At 66.5% G+C, this 17,106-nt stretch carries 16 protein-coding genes and 1 pseudogene; 9 read left to right on the forward strand and 8 right to left on the reverse strand.

Translation table 11 applies throughout. The features are described 5' to 3' along the window. Window positions 1-106 precede the first annotated feature (106 nt). From Y958_RS17100 to Y958_RS33035, 6 genes are all read left to right on the forward strand, one after another. A complete protein-coding gene (locus tag Y958_RS17100) occupies window positions 107-349 on the forward strand; it encodes a hypothetical protein (RefSeq protein WP_145727562.1) in 243 nt (80 codons plus the stop codon). 273 nt (window positions 350-622) lie between these two features. Further along, on the forward strand, window positions 623-3,013 hold the full coding sequence (locus tag Y958_RS17105) for a response regulator (protein WP_088873203.1): 2,391 nt from the start codon (window positions 623-625) through the stop codon (window positions 3,011-3,013). A 107-nt stretch (window positions 3,014-3,120) separates the two neighbouring features. Next, window positions 3,121-3,555 (forward strand): response regulator, encoded by a 435-nt coding sequence (locus Y958_RS17110; protein WP_145727560.1) that lies wholly within the window; start codon window positions 3,121-3,123, stop codon window positions 3,553-3,555. 96 nt (window positions 3,556-3,651) lie between these two features. Further along, a complete protein-coding gene (locus Y958_RS17115; protein ID WP_088873204.1) occupies window positions 3,652-5,928 on the forward strand; it encodes a putative bifunctional diguanylate cyclase/phosphodiesterase in 2,277 nt (758 codons plus the stop codon). 86 nt (window positions 5,929-6,014) lie between these two features. Further along, complete coding sequence (locus tag Y958_RS17120; RefSeq protein ID WP_145727559.1) at window positions 6,015-6,380, forward strand: hypothetical protein; 366 nt, start codon at window positions 6,015-6,017, stop codon at window positions 6,378-6,380. A 46-nt stretch (window positions 6,381-6,426) separates the two neighbouring features. After that, window positions 6,427-6,957, forward strand: a complete 531-nt coding sequence (locus Y958_RS33035; protein ID WP_088873206.1) for a DUF4262 domain-containing protein — start codon at window positions 6,427-6,429, stop codon at window positions 6,955-6,957. Here the strand turns inward: Y958_RS33035 and Y958_RS17130 are convergent. The 6 genes and pseudogenes from Y958_RS17130 to ald form a co-directional block, all read right to left on the reverse strand. Continuing rightward, window positions 6,852-7,845: pseudogene (locus Y958_RS17130) on the reverse strand (IS630 family transposase). The gene Y958_RS33035 and the pseudogene Y958_RS17130 sit on opposite strands and share 106 nt — an antisense overlap. 400 nt (window positions 7,846-8,245) lie before the next feature. Beyond that, complete coding sequence (locus Y958_RS17135) at window positions 8,246-9,433, reverse strand: IS91 family transposase (RefSeq protein WP_088870551.1); 1,188 nt, start codon at window positions 9,431-9,433, stop codon at window positions 8,246-8,248. A gap of 12 nt (window positions 9,434-9,445) precedes the next feature. Continuing rightward, on the reverse strand, window positions 9,446-10,306 hold the full coding sequence (locus tag Y958_RS17140; protein WP_088870550.1) for a site-specific integrase: 861 nt from the start codon (window positions 10,304-10,306) through the stop codon (window positions 9,446-9,448). A 211-nt stretch (window positions 10,307-10,517) separates the two neighbouring features. Beyond that, complete coding sequence (locus Y958_RS17145) at window positions 10,518-10,859, reverse strand: cupin domain-containing protein (protein WP_088873207.1); 342 nt, start codon at window positions 10,857-10,859, stop codon at window positions 10,518-10,520. A 5-nt stretch (window positions 10,860-10,864) separates the two neighbouring features. Further along, window positions 10,865-11,059, reverse strand: coding sequence for a hypothetical protein (locus Y958_RS17150; protein WP_145727932.1), 195 nt, complete (start codon window positions 11,057-11,059; stop codon window positions 10,865-10,867). 183 nt (window positions 11,060-11,242) lie between these two features. Beyond that, window positions 11,243-12,358 carry an alanine dehydrogenase gene (gene ald, locus Y958_RS17155; RefSeq protein WP_088873209.1) on the reverse strand — a complete coding sequence of 372 codons (1,116 nt, stop codon included), beginning with the start codon at window positions 12,356-12,358 and terminating at the stop codon, window positions 11,243-11,245. Window positions 12,359-12,518: 160 nt separating this feature from the next. Between ald and Y958_RS17160 the strand changes: the two genes are divergently transcribed. Together Y958_RS17160 and Y958_RS17165 are read left to right on the forward strand one after the other, a co-directional pair. Then, window positions 12,519-13,025, forward strand: coding sequence for an Lrp/AsnC family transcriptional regulator (locus Y958_RS17160; protein ID WP_088873210.1), 507 nt, complete (start codon window positions 12,519-12,521; stop codon window positions 13,023-13,025). A 110-nt stretch (window positions 13,026-13,135) separates the two neighbouring features. Continuing rightward, entirely contained in the window at window positions 13,136-13,870 is a 735-nt protein-coding gene (locus tag Y958_RS17165) for an SDR family NAD(P)-dependent oxidoreductase (RefSeq protein WP_088873211.1), read from the forward strand. 402 nt (window positions 13,871-14,272) lie between these two features. Here the strand turns inward: Y958_RS17165 and Y958_RS17170 are convergent, their stop codons facing one another. Together Y958_RS17170 and Y958_RS17175 are read right to left on the reverse strand one after the other, a co-directional pair. Further along, window positions 14,273-15,148: a dienelactone hydrolase family protein gene (locus Y958_RS17170; RefSeq protein ID WP_088873212.1), complete on the reverse strand. Its 876-nt coding sequence runs from the start codon at window positions 15,146-15,148 to the stop codon at window positions 14,273-14,275. Window positions 15,149-15,219: 71 nt separating this feature from the next. After that, entirely contained in the window at window positions 15,220-16,485 is a 1,266-nt protein-coding gene (locus tag Y958_RS17175) for a CaiB/BaiF CoA transferase family protein (RefSeq protein ID WP_088873213.1), read from the reverse strand. 188 nt (window positions 16,486-16,673) lie between these two features. On the opposite strand from Y958_RS17175, the gene Y958_RS17180 reads away from it, so the two are divergent. After that, complete coding sequence (locus Y958_RS17180; protein ID WP_040843418.1) at window positions 16,674-17,072, forward strand: acyl-CoA thioesterase; 399 nt, start codon at window positions 16,674-16,676, stop codon at window positions 17,070-17,072. Window positions 17,073-17,106: the final 34 nt, after the last annotated feature.

The following is a 17,106-nucleotide window of genomic DNA, read 5'->3' on the forward strand; positions in this document are numbered from 1 at the left end:
TTACTCACCCAAACCGCATAGACCGAATTAATGGGCGCTAAACGAAGCGTCTTTGATTACGGTCCCCTCTATCAAGTCGTCCATGGGAAGCGGGTGGGAGCGTTAGATGAACGATCGACTAAAGCCGGAATTGCGGGAACTGGCGGTCAAGATCGCAACGTCATATGCCCGGTCCAATCCCGTCAGTGTCGAGGCGCTGCCGTCGATTATTGTGATGGCGTACCAGGGGCTTGAAGCCTGCATCGCGCCGCCGCCCCCGCCGCCGCCCGAGCCGGTGAAGCGCGGCCGCCGTGGTGCCAAGGCGGCCCCCAAGGCCACCGGCCGCGGGCGCAAGGCCGCCAGCCGCTAAGGCTGCGCTTTACCCTCGACTCCTTTGGTCCACTGTTGCGGTCCGGTGACGTTACACTCCCGGATCGATCGCTGGATTGTGCGCGGCTGGATTGGCCGGGCCCTGTCATGTACAGTGCGCTGAGCACAGGGGTGGGGCGCGCTTGGCGCCCTGTCCCGATGGGGTCCAATCATCCAGCGGCATAAAGGTGCCGACACGTCGATCCATGGCTGTGACCAGCGGTTCCAAACGACAGCAGGCCGTCACTGCCCACCGCCCTGAAGACGGGCGGCGATGACGTCTGACCTCGATTCCCTGTTCCTGGCGGAGGATGCACCGGCGATGCGCGCGCCGGAGCTTCCGCCCTGGCCCATCCTGGTCGTCGACGACGACGAGGAAGTGCACATCATGACCCGGCTGGTGCTCAGCCGGCTGACGTACAAGGGCCGGCCGTTGGAATTGCTGACCGCGCGGTCGGCGGCGGAGGCGGCGGGCATCCTGACCAGGCGCGGCGATATCGCCGTGGCCTTGCTGGACATCGTCATGGAAACGGACGACGCTGGCCTGGTGCTGGCGCGGCGCATCCGCGAGGAATTCGACAACAACGACGTGCGCATCGTGCTGCGTACCGGCCAGCCCGGCCAGGCGCCGGTGCGCGACGTCATCGTCAATTACGACATCAACGACTACAAGGCGAAGACCGAGCTCACCTCGGAGAAGCTGTTCATCACCATCATCACGGCGCTGCGGTCCTACGACAACATCCGCACCGCGCGCGAGGCGCAGAGCGCCAGCAGGCTGAAGTCCAGCTTCCTGGCCACGATGAGCCATGAGATCCGCACGCCCATGAACGCCGTGCTGGGCATGCTGGAACTGATGTCTCACACGGGCCTGGACGATGACCAGATGGAGATGCTGTTCACCGCGCGGGACGCGGCCGGCACCCTGCTGCGTATCATCGACGACATCCTCGATTTCTCGAAGATCGAGGCGGGACGCATGGATATCGAATGCCATCCGGTGGCCCTGGGTCCGCTGGTGGAGGGCGTGGCCGACATGCTGGCGGCCCAGGCGCGCAAGCGCGCGCTGGACCTGCACGTGCACATCGACCCCGCCATCCCCGAGTTGCTGATGGGCGACCCGTTGCGCCTGCGCCAAGTGCTGTACAACCTGACGGGCAACGCCATCAAATTCACCGAGAAGGGCGGCGTCACCTTATCGGTGCGTTGCCTGCCCGGCGCGGCGCCGGGCCGGGCTCTGGTACGGGTGGCGGTGCAGGACACCGGCATCGGCATCGACGACGACGTGCAGAAGCAGCTGTTTCAGCCCTTCACCCAGGCCGAAAGCTCCACGAGCCGCCGCTTCGGCGGCACGGGCCTGGGCCTGTCCATCAGCCGCCGCCTGATCGATTTGATGCAGGGCCGCATCGGCCTGGACAGCGCGCTGGGCCAGGGGTCCACCTTCTGGTTCGAGATAGACCTGGCCGTCGCCCAGGAACAGCCGGTGGCGGCGCCCCAGCCGGCCCTGCCGTCACTGGCCGGCCTCACCGTGCTGGTGGCGGCCGAGACCCAGGCCCTGCGCGACACCGTCAACTGTTATATCGAGGCCGCCGGCGGCCGGGTGGCGGGCGATGGCCAACCCTGGAACGTGGCCGTGGTCGTTCCCCGACCGGGCGACGTGTGGCCCGCCCTGCCGTTGGGCAAGCCGGCGGTGCTGGTGGCCGCAGCGGATTCCGTGCGGCCGGCGGGCCTGCCGTCGGGCACGGTGCAGATCGGTCGCCCAGTGCGCCGCGTGCCCCTGATCCGGGCCGTGGCTTCGGCGGCCGGGCAGGAGACGGCGGCCCGCGCCGCGGCGTCGCCCTTGCGCCAGGGGCGCGGCGAGCCGCCGCCGATCGAGGTGGCCATGGCGCAAGGCCGCCTGGTGCTGGTGGCGGAAGACCAGCCCGTCAACCAGATGGTCATCCGCCGGCAGCTCAGCCTGCTGGGCATTGCCGCCGAGGTCACCGAGGATGGGCGCCAGGCCTTGGCCGCTTGGCGCACGGGCCGCTTCGGCCTGGTGCTGACCGACTGCAACATGCCGGAGATGGATGGGTTCGAGCTGACCGCCGCCATCCGCGAGGCGGAAACGGGCACCGGTCTGCGCACCCCCATCATCGCCCTGACAGCCAACGCCATGGCGGGCGAGTCCCAGCGCTGCCTGGCGGCGGGCATGGACGGCTTTCTGGCCAAGCCCCTGGAACTGGACCGGCTGGACCGCTGCCTGGCGCAATGGTTGCCGCCCCTGTCGGACGGAGGTGCAAAGGCCGTGCCGCCGCTGCTTGATACGACGCCCGGCGACGCGACGCGGGGGGATACGACAGCGGTGCTGAACCTGGCCCGCACGCTGGAATTGTTCAGCGTGCTGGATGATGAGGCGCGGGCTTTCCTGAGCGACTTCCTGGGGGCGGCGCGCCCGCTGGCGGACGGCCTGGTCCACGCCTTCACCCTGGATGACGCGGGCGCCGCCCGGCGCGAGGCGCATGCCCTGGCCGGGGTGGCCAAAAGCGCCGGGGCCGACGTCCTGGCCCGCGTGGCCGACCGAGTGGAAGAAGCCCTGGTCCAAGGGAAGGTTGATGAGGCGCGGCAGGCGGCAAAGGCTGTTCCGGGCGCGCTGGAACAGGTCGCGGCGGCCATCGCTTCTTTATAAGAAGACGACCACCATCATTTCTGCCTATACTAATCCTGTATTCCGGAGCTTCATGTTCCGGAAGCCGGGATGGGGTGTGTATTCATTCCTCGTTAAAATAAAATTGTTTGGATTTGAAGGCGGCGGCCGTTTGGGGATGGCAGATGGGTGCGATTTCATTCAATTTCCGCAGCTCCCTGGTGATTGAGGATCAAAGTTTCATCCGTGGTGTCGTCGTCCGTATCCTGCGGCAGCTGGACTTCGGCACGGTGATGGAGGCGGAGGACGGGTCGTCCGGCCTGAACGTGGCCATGGAACGCCGGCCTGACGTCATCATCGCCGACATCGACATGGCGCCGGTCGATGGGTTGACCTTCCTGCAGCACCTCCGGGCGCGGGAAACTCAAGGACATCACATTCCTGTGGTTTTTCTGACCAATCGCGCTGACAAGGTAACGGTTTTGAAGGCCAGGGATTTGGGTGTCGATGCGTTCATCGCCAAGCCCGTCACCCTGGTGAACCTGCGGGAGAAGCTGCAGGTGGTGATGGCGCCGCGGCGATAGGCGAGGACGGCGGCGGGGAATAGGAATGGCGATGGCGCGGGGCGAGGAAAACGGAATTGGGCGGACGCCGGCGGTTTCACCGGCGAAGGGCGTGCCGTGACCAAGACCAACGCCATCCGTTCCGGTGTGCCGGCCCCCCGGCTGTTCGGCGTCCGCCTGCCGCGCTGGGTGTGCGCTTGGCGTGTGCGCCGCGCCCGCCGGCAGGAGGCGATGCGCCGCCATCAAATGACCGTGGCCTTCTGGCGGTCCCTGGCGGTGCGCCAGGCGGCCCTGGCCCTGCTGTCTGCCCTGGTCATCGGCGCCATCCTGTCGCTGATCCAGGGTATCGGCCAGGCGGAGCGGGAGCGGGCCAAGTTCGCCAACGCCGGCCGCATGGTGCTGGACCTGGTGGAGAACACGGCCAGTGCCGCCGTGTGGAACCTGGATCCCGACCTGGCGTCCGGACTGGTTCGATCCGTCTTGGCCATCGACGGCGTGCGCGCCGTGCGCCTCATCGAAATGCCGGACCGGGTGCTGGCCGACGGCGCGCGTGACCTGCCGCCGGCGGAGGAGGGCGGGGCCTTCTGGCGCGGCTGGCTGTCCGGCGCCCGCTTCACTTCCGTCTTCCAGGACCTGGCGCGGACCCAGCGCCTGCTGTACCGCCCGGCCGGCAGCCCCCGCAACAGTCCCATCATCGGCCGGCTGGAGCTGGAGATGGACACCAGCCGGGCGGCGGCCGACTACGCCGCCTTCATCCGCACCACGGTGCTGGGCGGCCTGGTGCGCGACCTGGCGCTGGGCGTGGTGCTGGCTTTGCTGCTGCACACCTTCCTGACCCGGCCGCTGCGCGCGGTGGGCCTTGCCGTGGCCCGCATCGATCCGTCGCGCCCGGGGGCGGCCCGCCTGCCCGACTTCCCCCGCCAGGCGGATAACGAGCTGGGCTATCTGGTCCGCCGCTTCAACGAGGTGCTGCGCCTGCTAGACCGCAGCCGCTCGGACATGGAACAACTGGCGACCCATGACGTTCTGACCGGCCTGCCCAACCGGCTGCTGCTGCAACGCCGCCTGGAAGAGGCGCTGAGACGGCGGGAGCGGCGGCTGTACAACCCGGAACTGGCCCGCCAGGAAGACCCCCACGGCCGCATGGACCGGGCCGGCGGGCGCGGCATCGCCCTGTTCTTCCTGGACCTGGACCGGTTCAAGCATGTGAACGACAGCCTGGGCCACGACGTGGGCGACCGATTGCTCAAGGCCGTGGCGGGGCGCCTGCGCGACTGCATCGGCGAGGACGACATGCTGGGCCGCCTGGGTGGCGACGAGTTCCTGGTGGTGACGGAAAACGCGCTGGAGCCGGTGGATGCCGCCGTGCTGGCGGAGCGCCTGCTGAAGGCCCTGGAATCGCCGTTGATGGTGGAGGGCGGGCATCTGTTGCACGCCGGCGCCTCCATCGGCGTGGCCTTGGCCAGCGAGGGGGCCCCCAATGGCGACGCCGATACCGCCAGCACCCTGCTGCGCCAGGCGGACACGGCCCTCTATGCCGCCAAGGCCGCCGGTCGCGGCCAATACCGCTTCTTCTCCCGCGAGATGAGCGAGCGGGCGGAGAACCGGCTGAGCACCGAGGCCAACCTGCGCCAGGCGCTCAGCATCGGCTCGTTCGAACTATACTTCCAGCCCAAGGTGCGGGCGGCTGACCAGGCCCTGGTGGGGGCGGAGGCGCTGGTGCGCTGGAAGCATGACGGCCAGCTGGTGCAGCCCGGCGCCTTCATGACCGTGGCCGAGGATTCGGGCCTGATCATGGAACTGGGCAGCTGGGTGCTGGAACAGGCGGTGCGCGAGGCCACGCACTGGACCAAGCTGCTGCCCGACTTCCACATCGCCGTGAACGTCTCCGCCCGCCAGATCATCGCCCCCGGCTTCGTCGAGCGGGTGCGCGATTGCCTGGCGCGCAGCGGCGTGCCCGCCGACCGCATCGAGATCGAGGTGACGGAGAGCGTGATGGTGGACAGCGCCCGCTCGCTGGAGGTGCTGTGGCGCCTGAAGCGTCTGGGCGTGCGCATCGCTGTGGACGATTTCGGCACCGGCTTCTCCTCGCTGTCCTACCTGCGCCAGATGCCCATCGACACGCTTAAGATCGACCGGGCCTTCGTGCAGGACCTGCCGCGCGACAGCGCCATTGCCGCCATGATCCTGACCCTGGGCGCGCGCTTAGGGTTGGAAGTGGTAGCCGAGGGTGTGGAGCGGGAGGAGCAGCTGGCCTGGCTGGTGGCCGAGGGCTGCCCCGTCGTCCAGGGCTTCTTCATCGCCGAGCCCATGCCCGCCCGCCAGCTGGAAGCGCGTTTCCTGCACCCGCTGGTCATGGCGCAGGAAGAGAGCCGCGAGGGGCGCAGCGCCTGATCGTCCAGGATGCCTCCGGCCCTGCCGGCACCAGGACAGGCGGAAGTGTTGTGAGGTAGGAACCGGCGAGGTAGGAACCGGCCCGCGTGGTCTATGGAGGCATGGTGGAAGTAAGGGACTTCAACTTTCATGACGCGGGCATTGACGATATTGCCGTAGAGGGATCGTCAATCACCTTGAAGATATCGGATGCCAGAATGGGTGGCCATCCGATCAATCTGTCACTGACGTTCGGCAATATCTCAGAAATTCATTCCAGTAACGCTGATGGAACATATACTGAGATCAGCCCTTCATCGTTCAACATGAAGGAAGAGGATGGTGAAATACTCACGCTTGAGATCAAGGAAGGTGAGGCGTTTCTGATTGCCCAATGGACTTGTTTTGAACCGCGCCGATGGTGGACCACGGCGAACAGGATAAAATACGATTACATCTCAATCAATATGTAATTAAAAATTACTCCTCATAATCACAAAACGAAAAAATAGAAAATAAATGAAAAGATCAATAAAAAAAATCAGAAATAACATCCAAAAATTTGGATACCATGCATACCTCGTATCTGGCGGAGATATTCCAACGTTCTCCTATACAATTGGATTGCGAAATGTGGTTGGTAAGGAAATAATTCTTGCTGGTGGTGCGTATTATTCCGCTGATGCGGTTTTTGAGATAATCGCCACATTGGCGCGCCGGTATTTACGGGGGGAGGGGATCAACGACACCTCATTCTCCGTTGATCAGATCGGGCAATTCGACCTGCGACCTGTCCATCAATCATGGGTGCGGCAGCTCATGCTGGGGGCGCTTGACTATTATAACAATGAGACTGTGCCTGCCGTCCAAGTGTGCCCCGACGACGGGCATCGCACCATCGACGTGCCGGACATGTCAGTGGGGTTTATACCAAAGAGCGCTGACTATGACCCATGGGCCCAGCCTCGAAGTCCGATGGACATGATGCGGTATGGCTGTTCGACGAGCTTATTCCAGGCGCGGCAGCAATGGTCGACGATGTCGTCATAGTTCTGGAAGATGCGGTTTGAGAGCCAGTTGCCGCGCATGAACTGCCAAAGGTTTTCGACCGGGTTGAGTTCCGGACAGCGAGGCGGCAAGGACATGAGCGTGATGTTGACCGGCACGATGAGTTCGGCCGAGTGATGCCACCCTGCCTGATCAAGGATGAGGACGGCGTGCGCGCCGGGCGCGACGTGGACGGCGATTTCCTGGAGATGGCGGTTCATCGCGGCGCTGTTGCAGCGGGGCATGACGATGCCGGCACCTTTACCCTCCGCCGGGCAGATCGCACCGAAGATCCAGGCTGAGGCCCGGCGCTGATCCTTTGGTGCTGACGGCCTGGTGCCAATCCTGGCCCAGCGCCGGGTGAGCTCGGTCTGCTGGCCGCCAGGCGGGTTGCGAAGGTTTTTTAAAATCGGCGAGGTCTTCGGGCTTCTGGCCGCGATGGCGCGGGCGGGCCGAGAGCTTGCGATAGCCCAGCGCGCGCAACTCGCGACCAAGGGTGAAGCGCGTTACCGACACGCCGAACTCGTCCCACAGCAACTGGGCCAGATCGACAAGCCGCCAGCGCACGACGCCGTGCACGGCCGGAATGGGCCCGGCCTCGACGGCTGCGGCCAAGCGCGCGCGGTGCGTATCGTTCAGCAGCGATGCCTTGCCGGGCGCCTTGCGCGTTGCCAAGCCATCCGGGCCACCCGCATTGAAACGAAGGACCCAGTCCCGCACGATCTGCAGCGTCACACCAGCCGTCCTGGCCGCTTCACCCCGGCTCCGACCGTCGAGGATCTGCGCCAGGGCCAACAACCGCCGAACCTGATCAGCATCGCCGCATCGGCGGGCGAATTGGCGCAAGGCCGCCGCTGAATAATCCGAACGAACCTCGACTGCCGAACCCATCGCAAGCCTCCTCTGTGCTTGCTCTGGTGAATCAGAAAATCAGCCCGATGGGAATCTGGAGGCTTCTGTGAGGTCGCGTTGCGCCGAGGGTGCTACCGGGGGCGACCGCGACCTCATTGAAGCCGGATTGAGCGAAGCCGCGGGATGACGGGCGCGGGCTATGGGGAAAGTGGCTTTGGGGCCTGGTTCGTGATGCCGATCCGGGCCCGTTGGAAGGGTTCTGATGGGGCTGGATTGACCGTAGGGCGCTCGTTGGCGGCCCACGGGCGAGGACTGGCGTCAGCTTTGCCGCTATTTTGAAGCCGGGAGCTGTCCGCGGTGGTGCGGCGGGTAAAACACCTCCGGCCGGCGCGCGGGGCTGCCGGGGTGGACGGCCGGGCGATGTTGGAATGTTGTCGGTTCATGAGGTGTCGTACCGGAGGGGCGGGCGATGGGGCCGAAGCGGCGGCAAGACGGCCAGGAGGATCATCGCGCCACCGCAGCACGGGCAGCGATCCAGCGGGGGGCTGGCCAATGGGGAGCGGTCGGTGGGTTCTTCGGCCACCGTTGGCGCCGGCGGTGGGACATCGAGGAGCTTGCGGCAAAGTGCCAGCTTTCCGGCCCGGTGACTGTTGGCGAGGAAGCCATAATGGCGGATGCGGTGGAAGCCATCCGGCACGGTGTGGAGCAGGAAGCGCCGGATGAACTCGAAGGATGCCAGGGTCATGACCTTGGCCTTGTCATGATGGCGATAATCCTTCCATCGGAATGTGACGTCTCTGCCGGTCATGGCGACCAAGCGGGTATTGGAGATGGCGACCCGATGGGTGTAGCGGCCCAGATAGGCCAGCACCTGGGCGGGGCCGCCGAAGGGCGGCTTGGCGTAGACGACCCATTCGACCCGCCGCAGGTCGCGCAAGCGGTGGTGGAAGGCGGCGGGCTCCGCCAGGGGGGCGAGGTCGCCGAAGAAGCCGAGGGTGCCGGCCTCGAACGCGGCGGCCAGCGCGTCGAGGAACAAGCGGCGGAACAGGCGGGAGAGCACGCGGACCGGCAGGAAGAAGCCGGGCCGGCATCCGACCCAGCGCGTGCCATCGATCGACGGTCCACCGCCGGGCACGACACAATGGACATGCGGATGGTGGTGAAGGGTCTGGCCCCAGGTGTGGAGCACGGCGACAAGCCCGATCTCGGCGCCCAGGTGCTTGGGATCAGCGGCGATGATGCGCAGGGTCTCGGCGGCGGCCTTGAACAGGATGGCATAGACCACCGCCTTGTTCTGGAACGCGATCTCCGCCACGGGTGCCGGCAGCGTGAACACGACGTGGAAGTAGGGTACCGGCAGCAGATCGGCCTGTCGTGCGGCAAGCCATTCCGCCCGCGCGGCGCCCTGGCACTTGGGACAATGCCGGTTGCGGCAGGAGTTGTAGGCGCACCGCACCAGGCCGCACTCCGGGCAAGCTTCGGCGTGGCCGCCCAGTGCCGCCGTGCGGCATGCCTCGATCGCACCCATCACCCGGCGCTCGACGCAGCCGAGGTGGCCATCGTGCGCCTGGCGATAGGCGTCGCCGTGGCGGCGGAAGACGTCCGCCACCTCCAGCCCGGCCGGCATGGCGATGCCGGCTCAGGCGGGAGGCACCACCTCCAGCTTCAGGCGGTCGAGCGGGCTCTCGGTGCGCCGGATGACGCTGTTGGAGACCTGGGTGTACCGCGCCGTGCTCGACAGGTTGCTGTGGCCCAGCAGGACCTGGATGATGCGGATGTCCGTGCCGTCCTCCAGCAAATGGGTGGCGAAGCTGTGCCGGAGCGTGTGGACCGTCACGCGCTTGGCCAGCCCGGCGGCGGCACAAGCCGAACGGCAGGCCGAATGGAGCACCTGCACGTCCATCGACCGGCTCCCGTCCCGGCCGGGAAACAGCCAATGACCGGGCCGGGCCAGGCGCCAATAGGTGCGCAGGATGCCCAGCAACTGCGCCGACAGCATGACGTGGCGGTCCTTGCCACCCTTGCCGTGCTCGACCCGGATGACCATCCGCCCACCGTCAATATCGCCGACCTTAAGGCTGACGGCCTCCGACGCCCGCAAGCCCGCCGCGTACGCCGTCGTCAACGCCGTCCGGCTCTTCAGGCTCGGCACCGCTTCCAGGAAACGCACCACTTCGTCCGCGCTCAGCACCACCGGCAGCTTGCGTGGCTCGCGCGCGTACGGGATGCGTTCGGGCAGATCGCCATACCCCAGCGTCACGCCATAGAAGAACCGCAGGGCGCACACCGTCTGGTTCAACGCCGGCCACGATATCCCCGTGGCGACCAGATGGACCTGGAAAGCACGGACGTCCTCAAGACCAAGGCGGTCCGGCGACCGCCCAAAATACCGGCTGAACTTCGCCACGGCATGCACGTAGGATCGTTGCGTCGCCGGCGACAGATTACGGACCGTCATGTCCTCGATCATGCGGCGACGTAGAGGGCTCAACTCGGCCATCGCGGAACCTCCTGTCTGTGGATTGGGCTTCGACAACCGCAATCCTCAGACCGGAGGCCTCATACGCCAACAGCGGCGCCATTCCCGCGACAGCGGGTTCGTTCAATCCCCCCAGTGAGAGTCGCCATCAGCGCTCCTTGGTATCACTTGAGTGTGCTTCAGGGGTTGAATGGAGCATGGGGTCTTCAGCCCCGAGGATGCCCGACAAGCGCTAAGCCGCCTCCCCGCCCTTTGGTCCCCAGAACAGCACCCAGGTGGCGAAGTCGTCGCTGAAATCCTCGAAGCGATGCTCGGCGCCAGCCTCCACGAACAGCAGGTCGTGCGGCTGGAAGGGATGGCGCTCACCGTTCTTCACGAAGGTGCCAGTGCCGCTGATGATCACATAGATTTCATCGCGGACGTGGGGGCCTTGAGGGTCATGGCCCCGCGGGGCGTAGATGCCCACCTTCATGCTGCCGTGCTCCAGCAGGTACTGGAACCGTTCTCCTGCCGGGACATCGGGCAGGGTGGCCAGGGCGGGGACGGCCGAAAGAAGCCAAGGCGGGGTTTGCATTACGATCAGGCGCCAGTCGAGGACGCTGCGCCGTCCTGTTCCTGTTTCATCCGCTGTTCTTCGCGATCGTTTTCCAGTTTTTGTTTTCGCGTGCGTTCGCGGATCTCCTGCTCCTTGGCTTCGATCAGGTCCGACAAGTTCCACAATGCGAAGCCTCCGCCGAACAGGAGGAGCAACAAAAGCCCGTCAGTGAACGTCATAGGCATCCCCGCGTATCAATCAATACAACTTAAGCGACACGTCAGGGCCCAGGCCAGGGAAAAAGCCCGGGTTACGGTGTCGCACGTCGGCTGGCCGTGGGGCGGCCGTGGGGGCGGGCAGCGAAAAGGCCCGGCGTCGCCGCCGGGCCTTCGCATACAACTTAATCGCTGATCCGGAGGAGATCAGGCGATGGCCTTGTCGGCGGCCAGGTAGCGGGCGTCGCCCTCTTCCACCAGGGCGGGGTGGGTCAGCTTGCCGCGGAACACGTTCAGGCCGTTGCGCAGGTGCACGTCGTCGGCCAGGGCCTGCTGCCAGCCCTTGTCGGCCAGGGCCAGCACGAAGGGGGAGGTGGCGTTGTTCAGGGCGAAGGTGGAGGTGCGGGCGACCGCGCCCGGCATGTTGGCCACGCAGTAGTGGATGACGCCGTCGACCACATAGGTCGGGTCGGCGTGGGTGGTGGCGTGCGAGGTCTCGAAGCAGCCGCCCTGGTCGATGGACACGTCCACCAGCACGCTGCCGGGGCGCATCTTGGCCACCATCTCCTTGGTGACGACGCGGGGGGCGTTGGCGCCCGGCACCAGCACGGCGCCGATCACCAGGTCGGCGTCCAGCACCGCCTGCTCGATGGTGTCGATGTTGGCGTAGAGCGTGTTCACGCGGCGGCCGTACTGCTGGTCGATCTGGCGCAGCCGATCCAGCGACTTGTCCAGCACGGTCACTTCCGCTTCCAGACCCACGGCCATGCGGGCCGCGTTCAGGCCGACCACGCCGCCGCCAATGACGACGACCTTGGCGGCCGGGGTGCCGGGCACGCCGCCCAGCAGGATGCCGTTGCCGCCGTAGCTCTTCTCCAGGCACTTGGCACCGGCCTGGATGGACATGCGGCCGGCGACCTCGCTCATGGGGGCCAGCAGGGGCAGGCCGCCGCGGGCGTCGGTCACGGTCTCATAGGCGATGCAGATGGCGCCGGAGGCCAGCAGCAGCTCGGTCTGCTCCGGATCGGGGGCCAGGTGCAGGTAGGTGAACAGGACCTGGCCGGGGCGCAGCATGCGGCACTCGTGCGGCTGCGGCTCCTTCACCTTCACGATCATGTCGGCCTTGGCGAAGATTTCTTCGGCGGTGTCCACCAGGGTGGCGCCGGCGGCGGCGTACTGCTCGTCCGTCAGGCCGATGGCGGTGCCGGCGTTCTTCTGCACGATGACCGAGTGGCCGTGGGCCACCAGCTGGCGCACGTTGCCGGGGATCAGACCGACGCGATACTCGTGGTTTTTGATTTCCTTAGGAACGCCGACCAGCATGGTTATCTCCCGGATCATCTGGGTTGGCGCCGCCTGTCCGGTCGCGCAACCGTTGCCTCGATTTCGGAGCCCAAGATAAGGCCGAAGGCCGGTGCATGTCCTTGCGTTGAGGGTTAGGCTTGGCGCACAATGCGCAAGGAACCATCGTTAAAGGCGTGTCATGCGGCAGAGTCTGCGAACAACGGTGCTGGATAGGATTGATCGTGCCATCCTGGCCCGCCTGCAGGAGCATGGCCGCGTTCCCAATTCGGAACTCGCCGCCCATGTCCACCTGTCGGAAAGCGCCTGCCTGCGCCGCGTCAAGGCGATGGAGGAGGCGGGGATCATCAGCGGCTACACCGCCATCCTGGACCCGGCCTCCTGCGGGCGGCCGGAAAGCGTGTTCGTGCAGGTGACGCTGGAAAAGCAGACGGAGCCCTACCTGCGCGCCTTCGAGGAAGCGCTGGCCACCTGCCCGCAGGTGATGGAGTGCTATCTGATGTCGGGCGACAGCGATTATCTGCTGCGCGTGGTGGTGGCGGGGGCCGCCGATTATGAGGCCCTGCACAACCGCATCCTGACCCGCCTGCCGGGGGTGGCCCGCGTCCATTCCAGCTTCACCCTGCGGACGGTCATGAAGCGCACGGCTCTGCCGCTGGCCGACGTGGTGACCGTGGGCGGCGATTGACGGACGCGGTGCCAGGCCGTAAACCGCAAAGCCAGCCGTTGCGGTGACGCGTGGGCACCTCGCGCCCACCCGTGTCGCCGAAAAACCTTTATCCGAGGAAAGCGTCCCGCATGACCGAGCCTGCCTCCCCCGCCGTCCCAGGCCGTCTTAAAGGCCGTGTCGCCGTTGTCACCGGCGCGTCGCGCGGGCTGGGCGCCGCCGTGGCCAAGGGCCTGGCGGCGGAGGGCGCGCACGTCGTGCTCATCGCCCGCACCGTGGGTGGGCTGGAAGAGGTGGACGACGCCATCCGCGCCGCCGGGGGCACCGCCACCCTCATCCCCCAGGACATGGCGGCCGATCCTGCTCAACTGGATGTGCTCGGCCCGGCCCTGCTGGACCGGTTCAAGCGGGTGGACATCCTGGTGGCCAATGCGGGCATGCTGGGCGCCATCGGCCCGATGGCCCATGCCGACGTGAAGCAGTGGGACAAGGTGCTGGCCCTGACGCTGACCGCCAACATGCGCCTGATCCGCACGCTGGATCCTCTGCTGCGCGGTTCTGACGCGGGTCGCGCCGTCTTCATTACCGACCGCTATGGCCATGAGCCGGTGGCCTACTGGAACGCCTACGCCGTGGCCAAGGCGGGGCTGGAGATGATGGCGCTGACCTACGCGCAGGAGGTGCTGCAGAGCCCCCTGAAGGTGAACCTGGTGGATCCCGGCCCTATGCCCACCAAGCTGCGGGCCCAGGCGTTTCCTGGGGAAAAGCCCGATACCCAGCCGCCCGTGACCCGGGTCGTACCCACCATCCTGGACCTGGTGGCGCCCGACAACACCCGCCATGGTGAGTGCATCGCCCTGTACTGAGGCGCGTGGGATGTGGGGGCCCCCATTCAAGGGCGGTTCACGCATGGCAGGGCATGCTTACGCTCCGCACCGTAGTGATATTGGTCACAGCCGCAGCGGTTCGGCGGGCATAGTCTTCTTCTTGTGCCGGGGATGGCCCCAACCTCTCCGGCACCCGAGACGGCGACCTCGGTCCCGTTTCTGCTTCCCCGTCCGGGTGGGTTGCTCCCCGCGCCCAACCCGGCCTCTTAAAAGGCCCGCCGCTCCCCCGCAGGCGGGCCTTTTTTCTTTTTTTTGATACCTCAGACGCCGGGCAGCCACATCCGTGGCTTTGGCTCGTCCTCGATTTCCAGTCCGCCTACGGCTCCCCGGAAATCTCCGGCGGACGCGGTCGCGTCCTATTCAAGAAAAATTTCGGGTGTCTCAGGCGTGCGGCACGTAGGGCACGCCATGCTTCTTGAACCATTCCAGCATTTGCTTCCACGCCGCCTTGGCGTCGACAGGGTTGTAGCTGGGACGGTAGTCGGCGTTGAAGCCGTGGCCGGAGTCCTCGAACACCATCAGCTTGCAGTCGCTGGCGGCCTTGTCGCCCTTGGCCAGAGCGGCCCGCATCTGATCCACGCTGGCGACCGGGATGCCTTCGTCCTTGGCGCCGTACAGGCCCAGGACGGGGGCGTTCAGCTGATCCACCAGGTCTATGGGGTTCTTGGGATGGGCGGCGTCGGTGTTGCCGACCAAGCGGCCGTACCAGGCCGCGCCGGCCTTCAGATCGGGATTGTGTGCGGAATAGAGCCAGACGATGCGCCCGCCCCAGCAGAAGCCGGTGATGGCCATGCGGCGGGTGTCGGCTCTCCCATCGGTCTTCACGAAGGCGACGGTGGCATCCAGGTCGGCCATCACCTGTTCATCGGACACCTTGGACACGATGTCGCGTACCAGGGTGGGGATGTCCGGCACCTTGGTGGCGTCGCCTTGGCGGAAATACAGGTCGGGGGCGATGGCGTAATAGCCCGATTTGGCCAGGCGCCGGCAGAGGTCGCGGATGTGCTCATGCAGGCCGAAGATTTCCTGCACCACCAGTACCACCGGATGGTGCCCGCCCTGGCCCGCCCACCTGGGCACGGCGCGGTAGGCGCCCATGGTGGCGCCGCCGGCCACGGGCACCTGAACCATGCCGGCCTCCAGGTTGTCGGCGTCGGTGATGATGGTTTCGGCCGATACCGGCTGCACCGCCAGCGCGAAGCCCGCGGCCAGGCCGGCCGTGGTGAAGCCGCGACGGTTGATCACGTTGTCTTCCATGGAAGTCGCCCCTTCGTCGTTGTTATGGCTGAACTCTTACCGCAAGCCCCTCCGCGTCGCATCCTTGCGGCTCACAAGGCGCCGGTATGCCGCAGCTGCCGGATTTCCTCCTCATCCAGCCGCAGCCAGTCCTGCAGCACGGCGTCGGTGTGCTGGCCCAGGGTGGGTGGGGCTTGGCGGTAGTTGACCGGCGTGTCGCTGAACTTCATGGGGCTGCCGATCAGCTCCACCGTGCCCGGCAGGCCGGCACCCGGCGCCCCGGTCCCGCCCGCCTGGGGGTGGGGCAGGGTGACGCGCATCCCACGGGCGGCCACCTGCGGGTCAGCGAAAACCTTGTCGATGCTGTTGATGGGGCCGCAGGGCACACCCAGCGGTTCCAGCGCGTCGATCCAGAATTGGCTGCTCTGGCCTTGGATGACGGCGGAGATGGCGGGTACCAGGCTGTCGCGGTTGCCCACCCGCGCCTGGTTGGTGGTATAGCGCGGGTCGCTGGCCCAGGCGGCGTTGCCGGTCAGGTGGCAGAAACGGGCGAACTGCTCGTCATTGCCCACGGCGAGGATGATCCAGCCGTCACTGGTGGCGAAGGTCTGGTAGGGCACGATGGTAGGATGGGCGTTGCCCACGCGCGGTGCCAAGTGGCCGCTGGTCAGGTAATACTGGCCCGGGTGGGACAGCCAGGCGACCTGGGTGTCGAACAGCGACAGGTCGATGGCCTGGCCCCGGCCGGTGTGGTCGCGGTGGCGCAGGGCCGCCAGGATGGCGATGACGGCGTAGGTGCCGGTCATCAAATCGGCGATGGCGACGCCGGCCTTCAGCGGCTGACCCTCCGGTTCCCCCGTCAGGGACATGAAACCGCCCATGCCCTGCACCAGGTAGTCGTAGCCGGCGCGGGCGGCATAAGGCCCGGTATGGCCGAAGCCGGTGATGGAACAGTAGATCAGCCGGGGGAAGGCGTCGCGCAGATCCTCATACCCCAGGCCATAGCGGTCCAGGGTGCCGGTCTTGTAGTTCTCCACCACCACGTCGGCGTGGCCGATCAGCTGCAGGGCCAGCGCCTTGCCGGCCGGATTGGTGAAGTCCAGGGTCAGCGAGCGCTTGTTGCGGTTGGCCGACAGGTAGTAGGCGCTTTCCCGGGTGTCCTGCCCGGCATCGTCCTTAAGGAAAGGCGGGCCCCAGGCGCGGGTGTCGTCCCCCTGGCCCGGTCGTTCAACCTTCACCACGTCGGCGCCCAGGTCACCCAGGATTTGCGTGGCGCTGGGGCCCGCCAGCACCCGGCTCATGTCCAGGACCTTCAGGCCGGTCAGCGGGCCGGTGGCGGGGATGGGCGGCTGGGTCATGGGCGCAGATCTACCTTCTGTCGGGGATGCCTGGCTGTCGGGGATGCCTGGTCTGCACGGCGGCGATCTTACACGGCGGACGCGACCAGCGCCTAGGTGGCATCGGTGTTGTTAAGCCCAGGCTTCCCCTGCGGGCCGTTTCACGCTCTGATATCCCAATTGTTTACCTGCCGAACCCGAGGCCCCCGATGCTCGATAAGAACGCCAAGATGCCCGACGAGGTCCCCGTCATCCGCACCATCGCCATGCCGGCCGATACCAACCCCGCCGGCGACATCTTCGGCGGCTGGTTGATGTCGCAGATGGATTTGGCGGCGGGCAATGTGGCGGCCCGCATGGCGCGGGGGCGCGCCGCCACGGTGGCGGTGGACGCCATCGCCTTCCTGGGCCCGGTGTTCGTGGGGGATGAGGTCAGCCTGTTCGGCCGGCTGGTGTCGCGCGGCCGCACCTCCATGCGCATCGAGGTGGAGGCCTGGCGCCGCAGCCGTGATGCCGACGATACCAACAAGGTGACCGAGGCGGTCTTCACCTTCGTCGCCATCGACGAGAATCGCCGCCCCCGCCCCCTGCCGGTCGTGGAGGAATAAGCGGGCGGGAACCGGGGACCCGGACCAAAGTTCC

Source organism: Nitrospirillum viridazoti CBAmc, assembly GCF_000730165.1.
Lineage (GTDB): Bacteria > Pseudomonadota > Alphaproteobacteria > Azospirillales > Azospirillaceae > Nitrospirillum > Nitrospirillum viridazoti.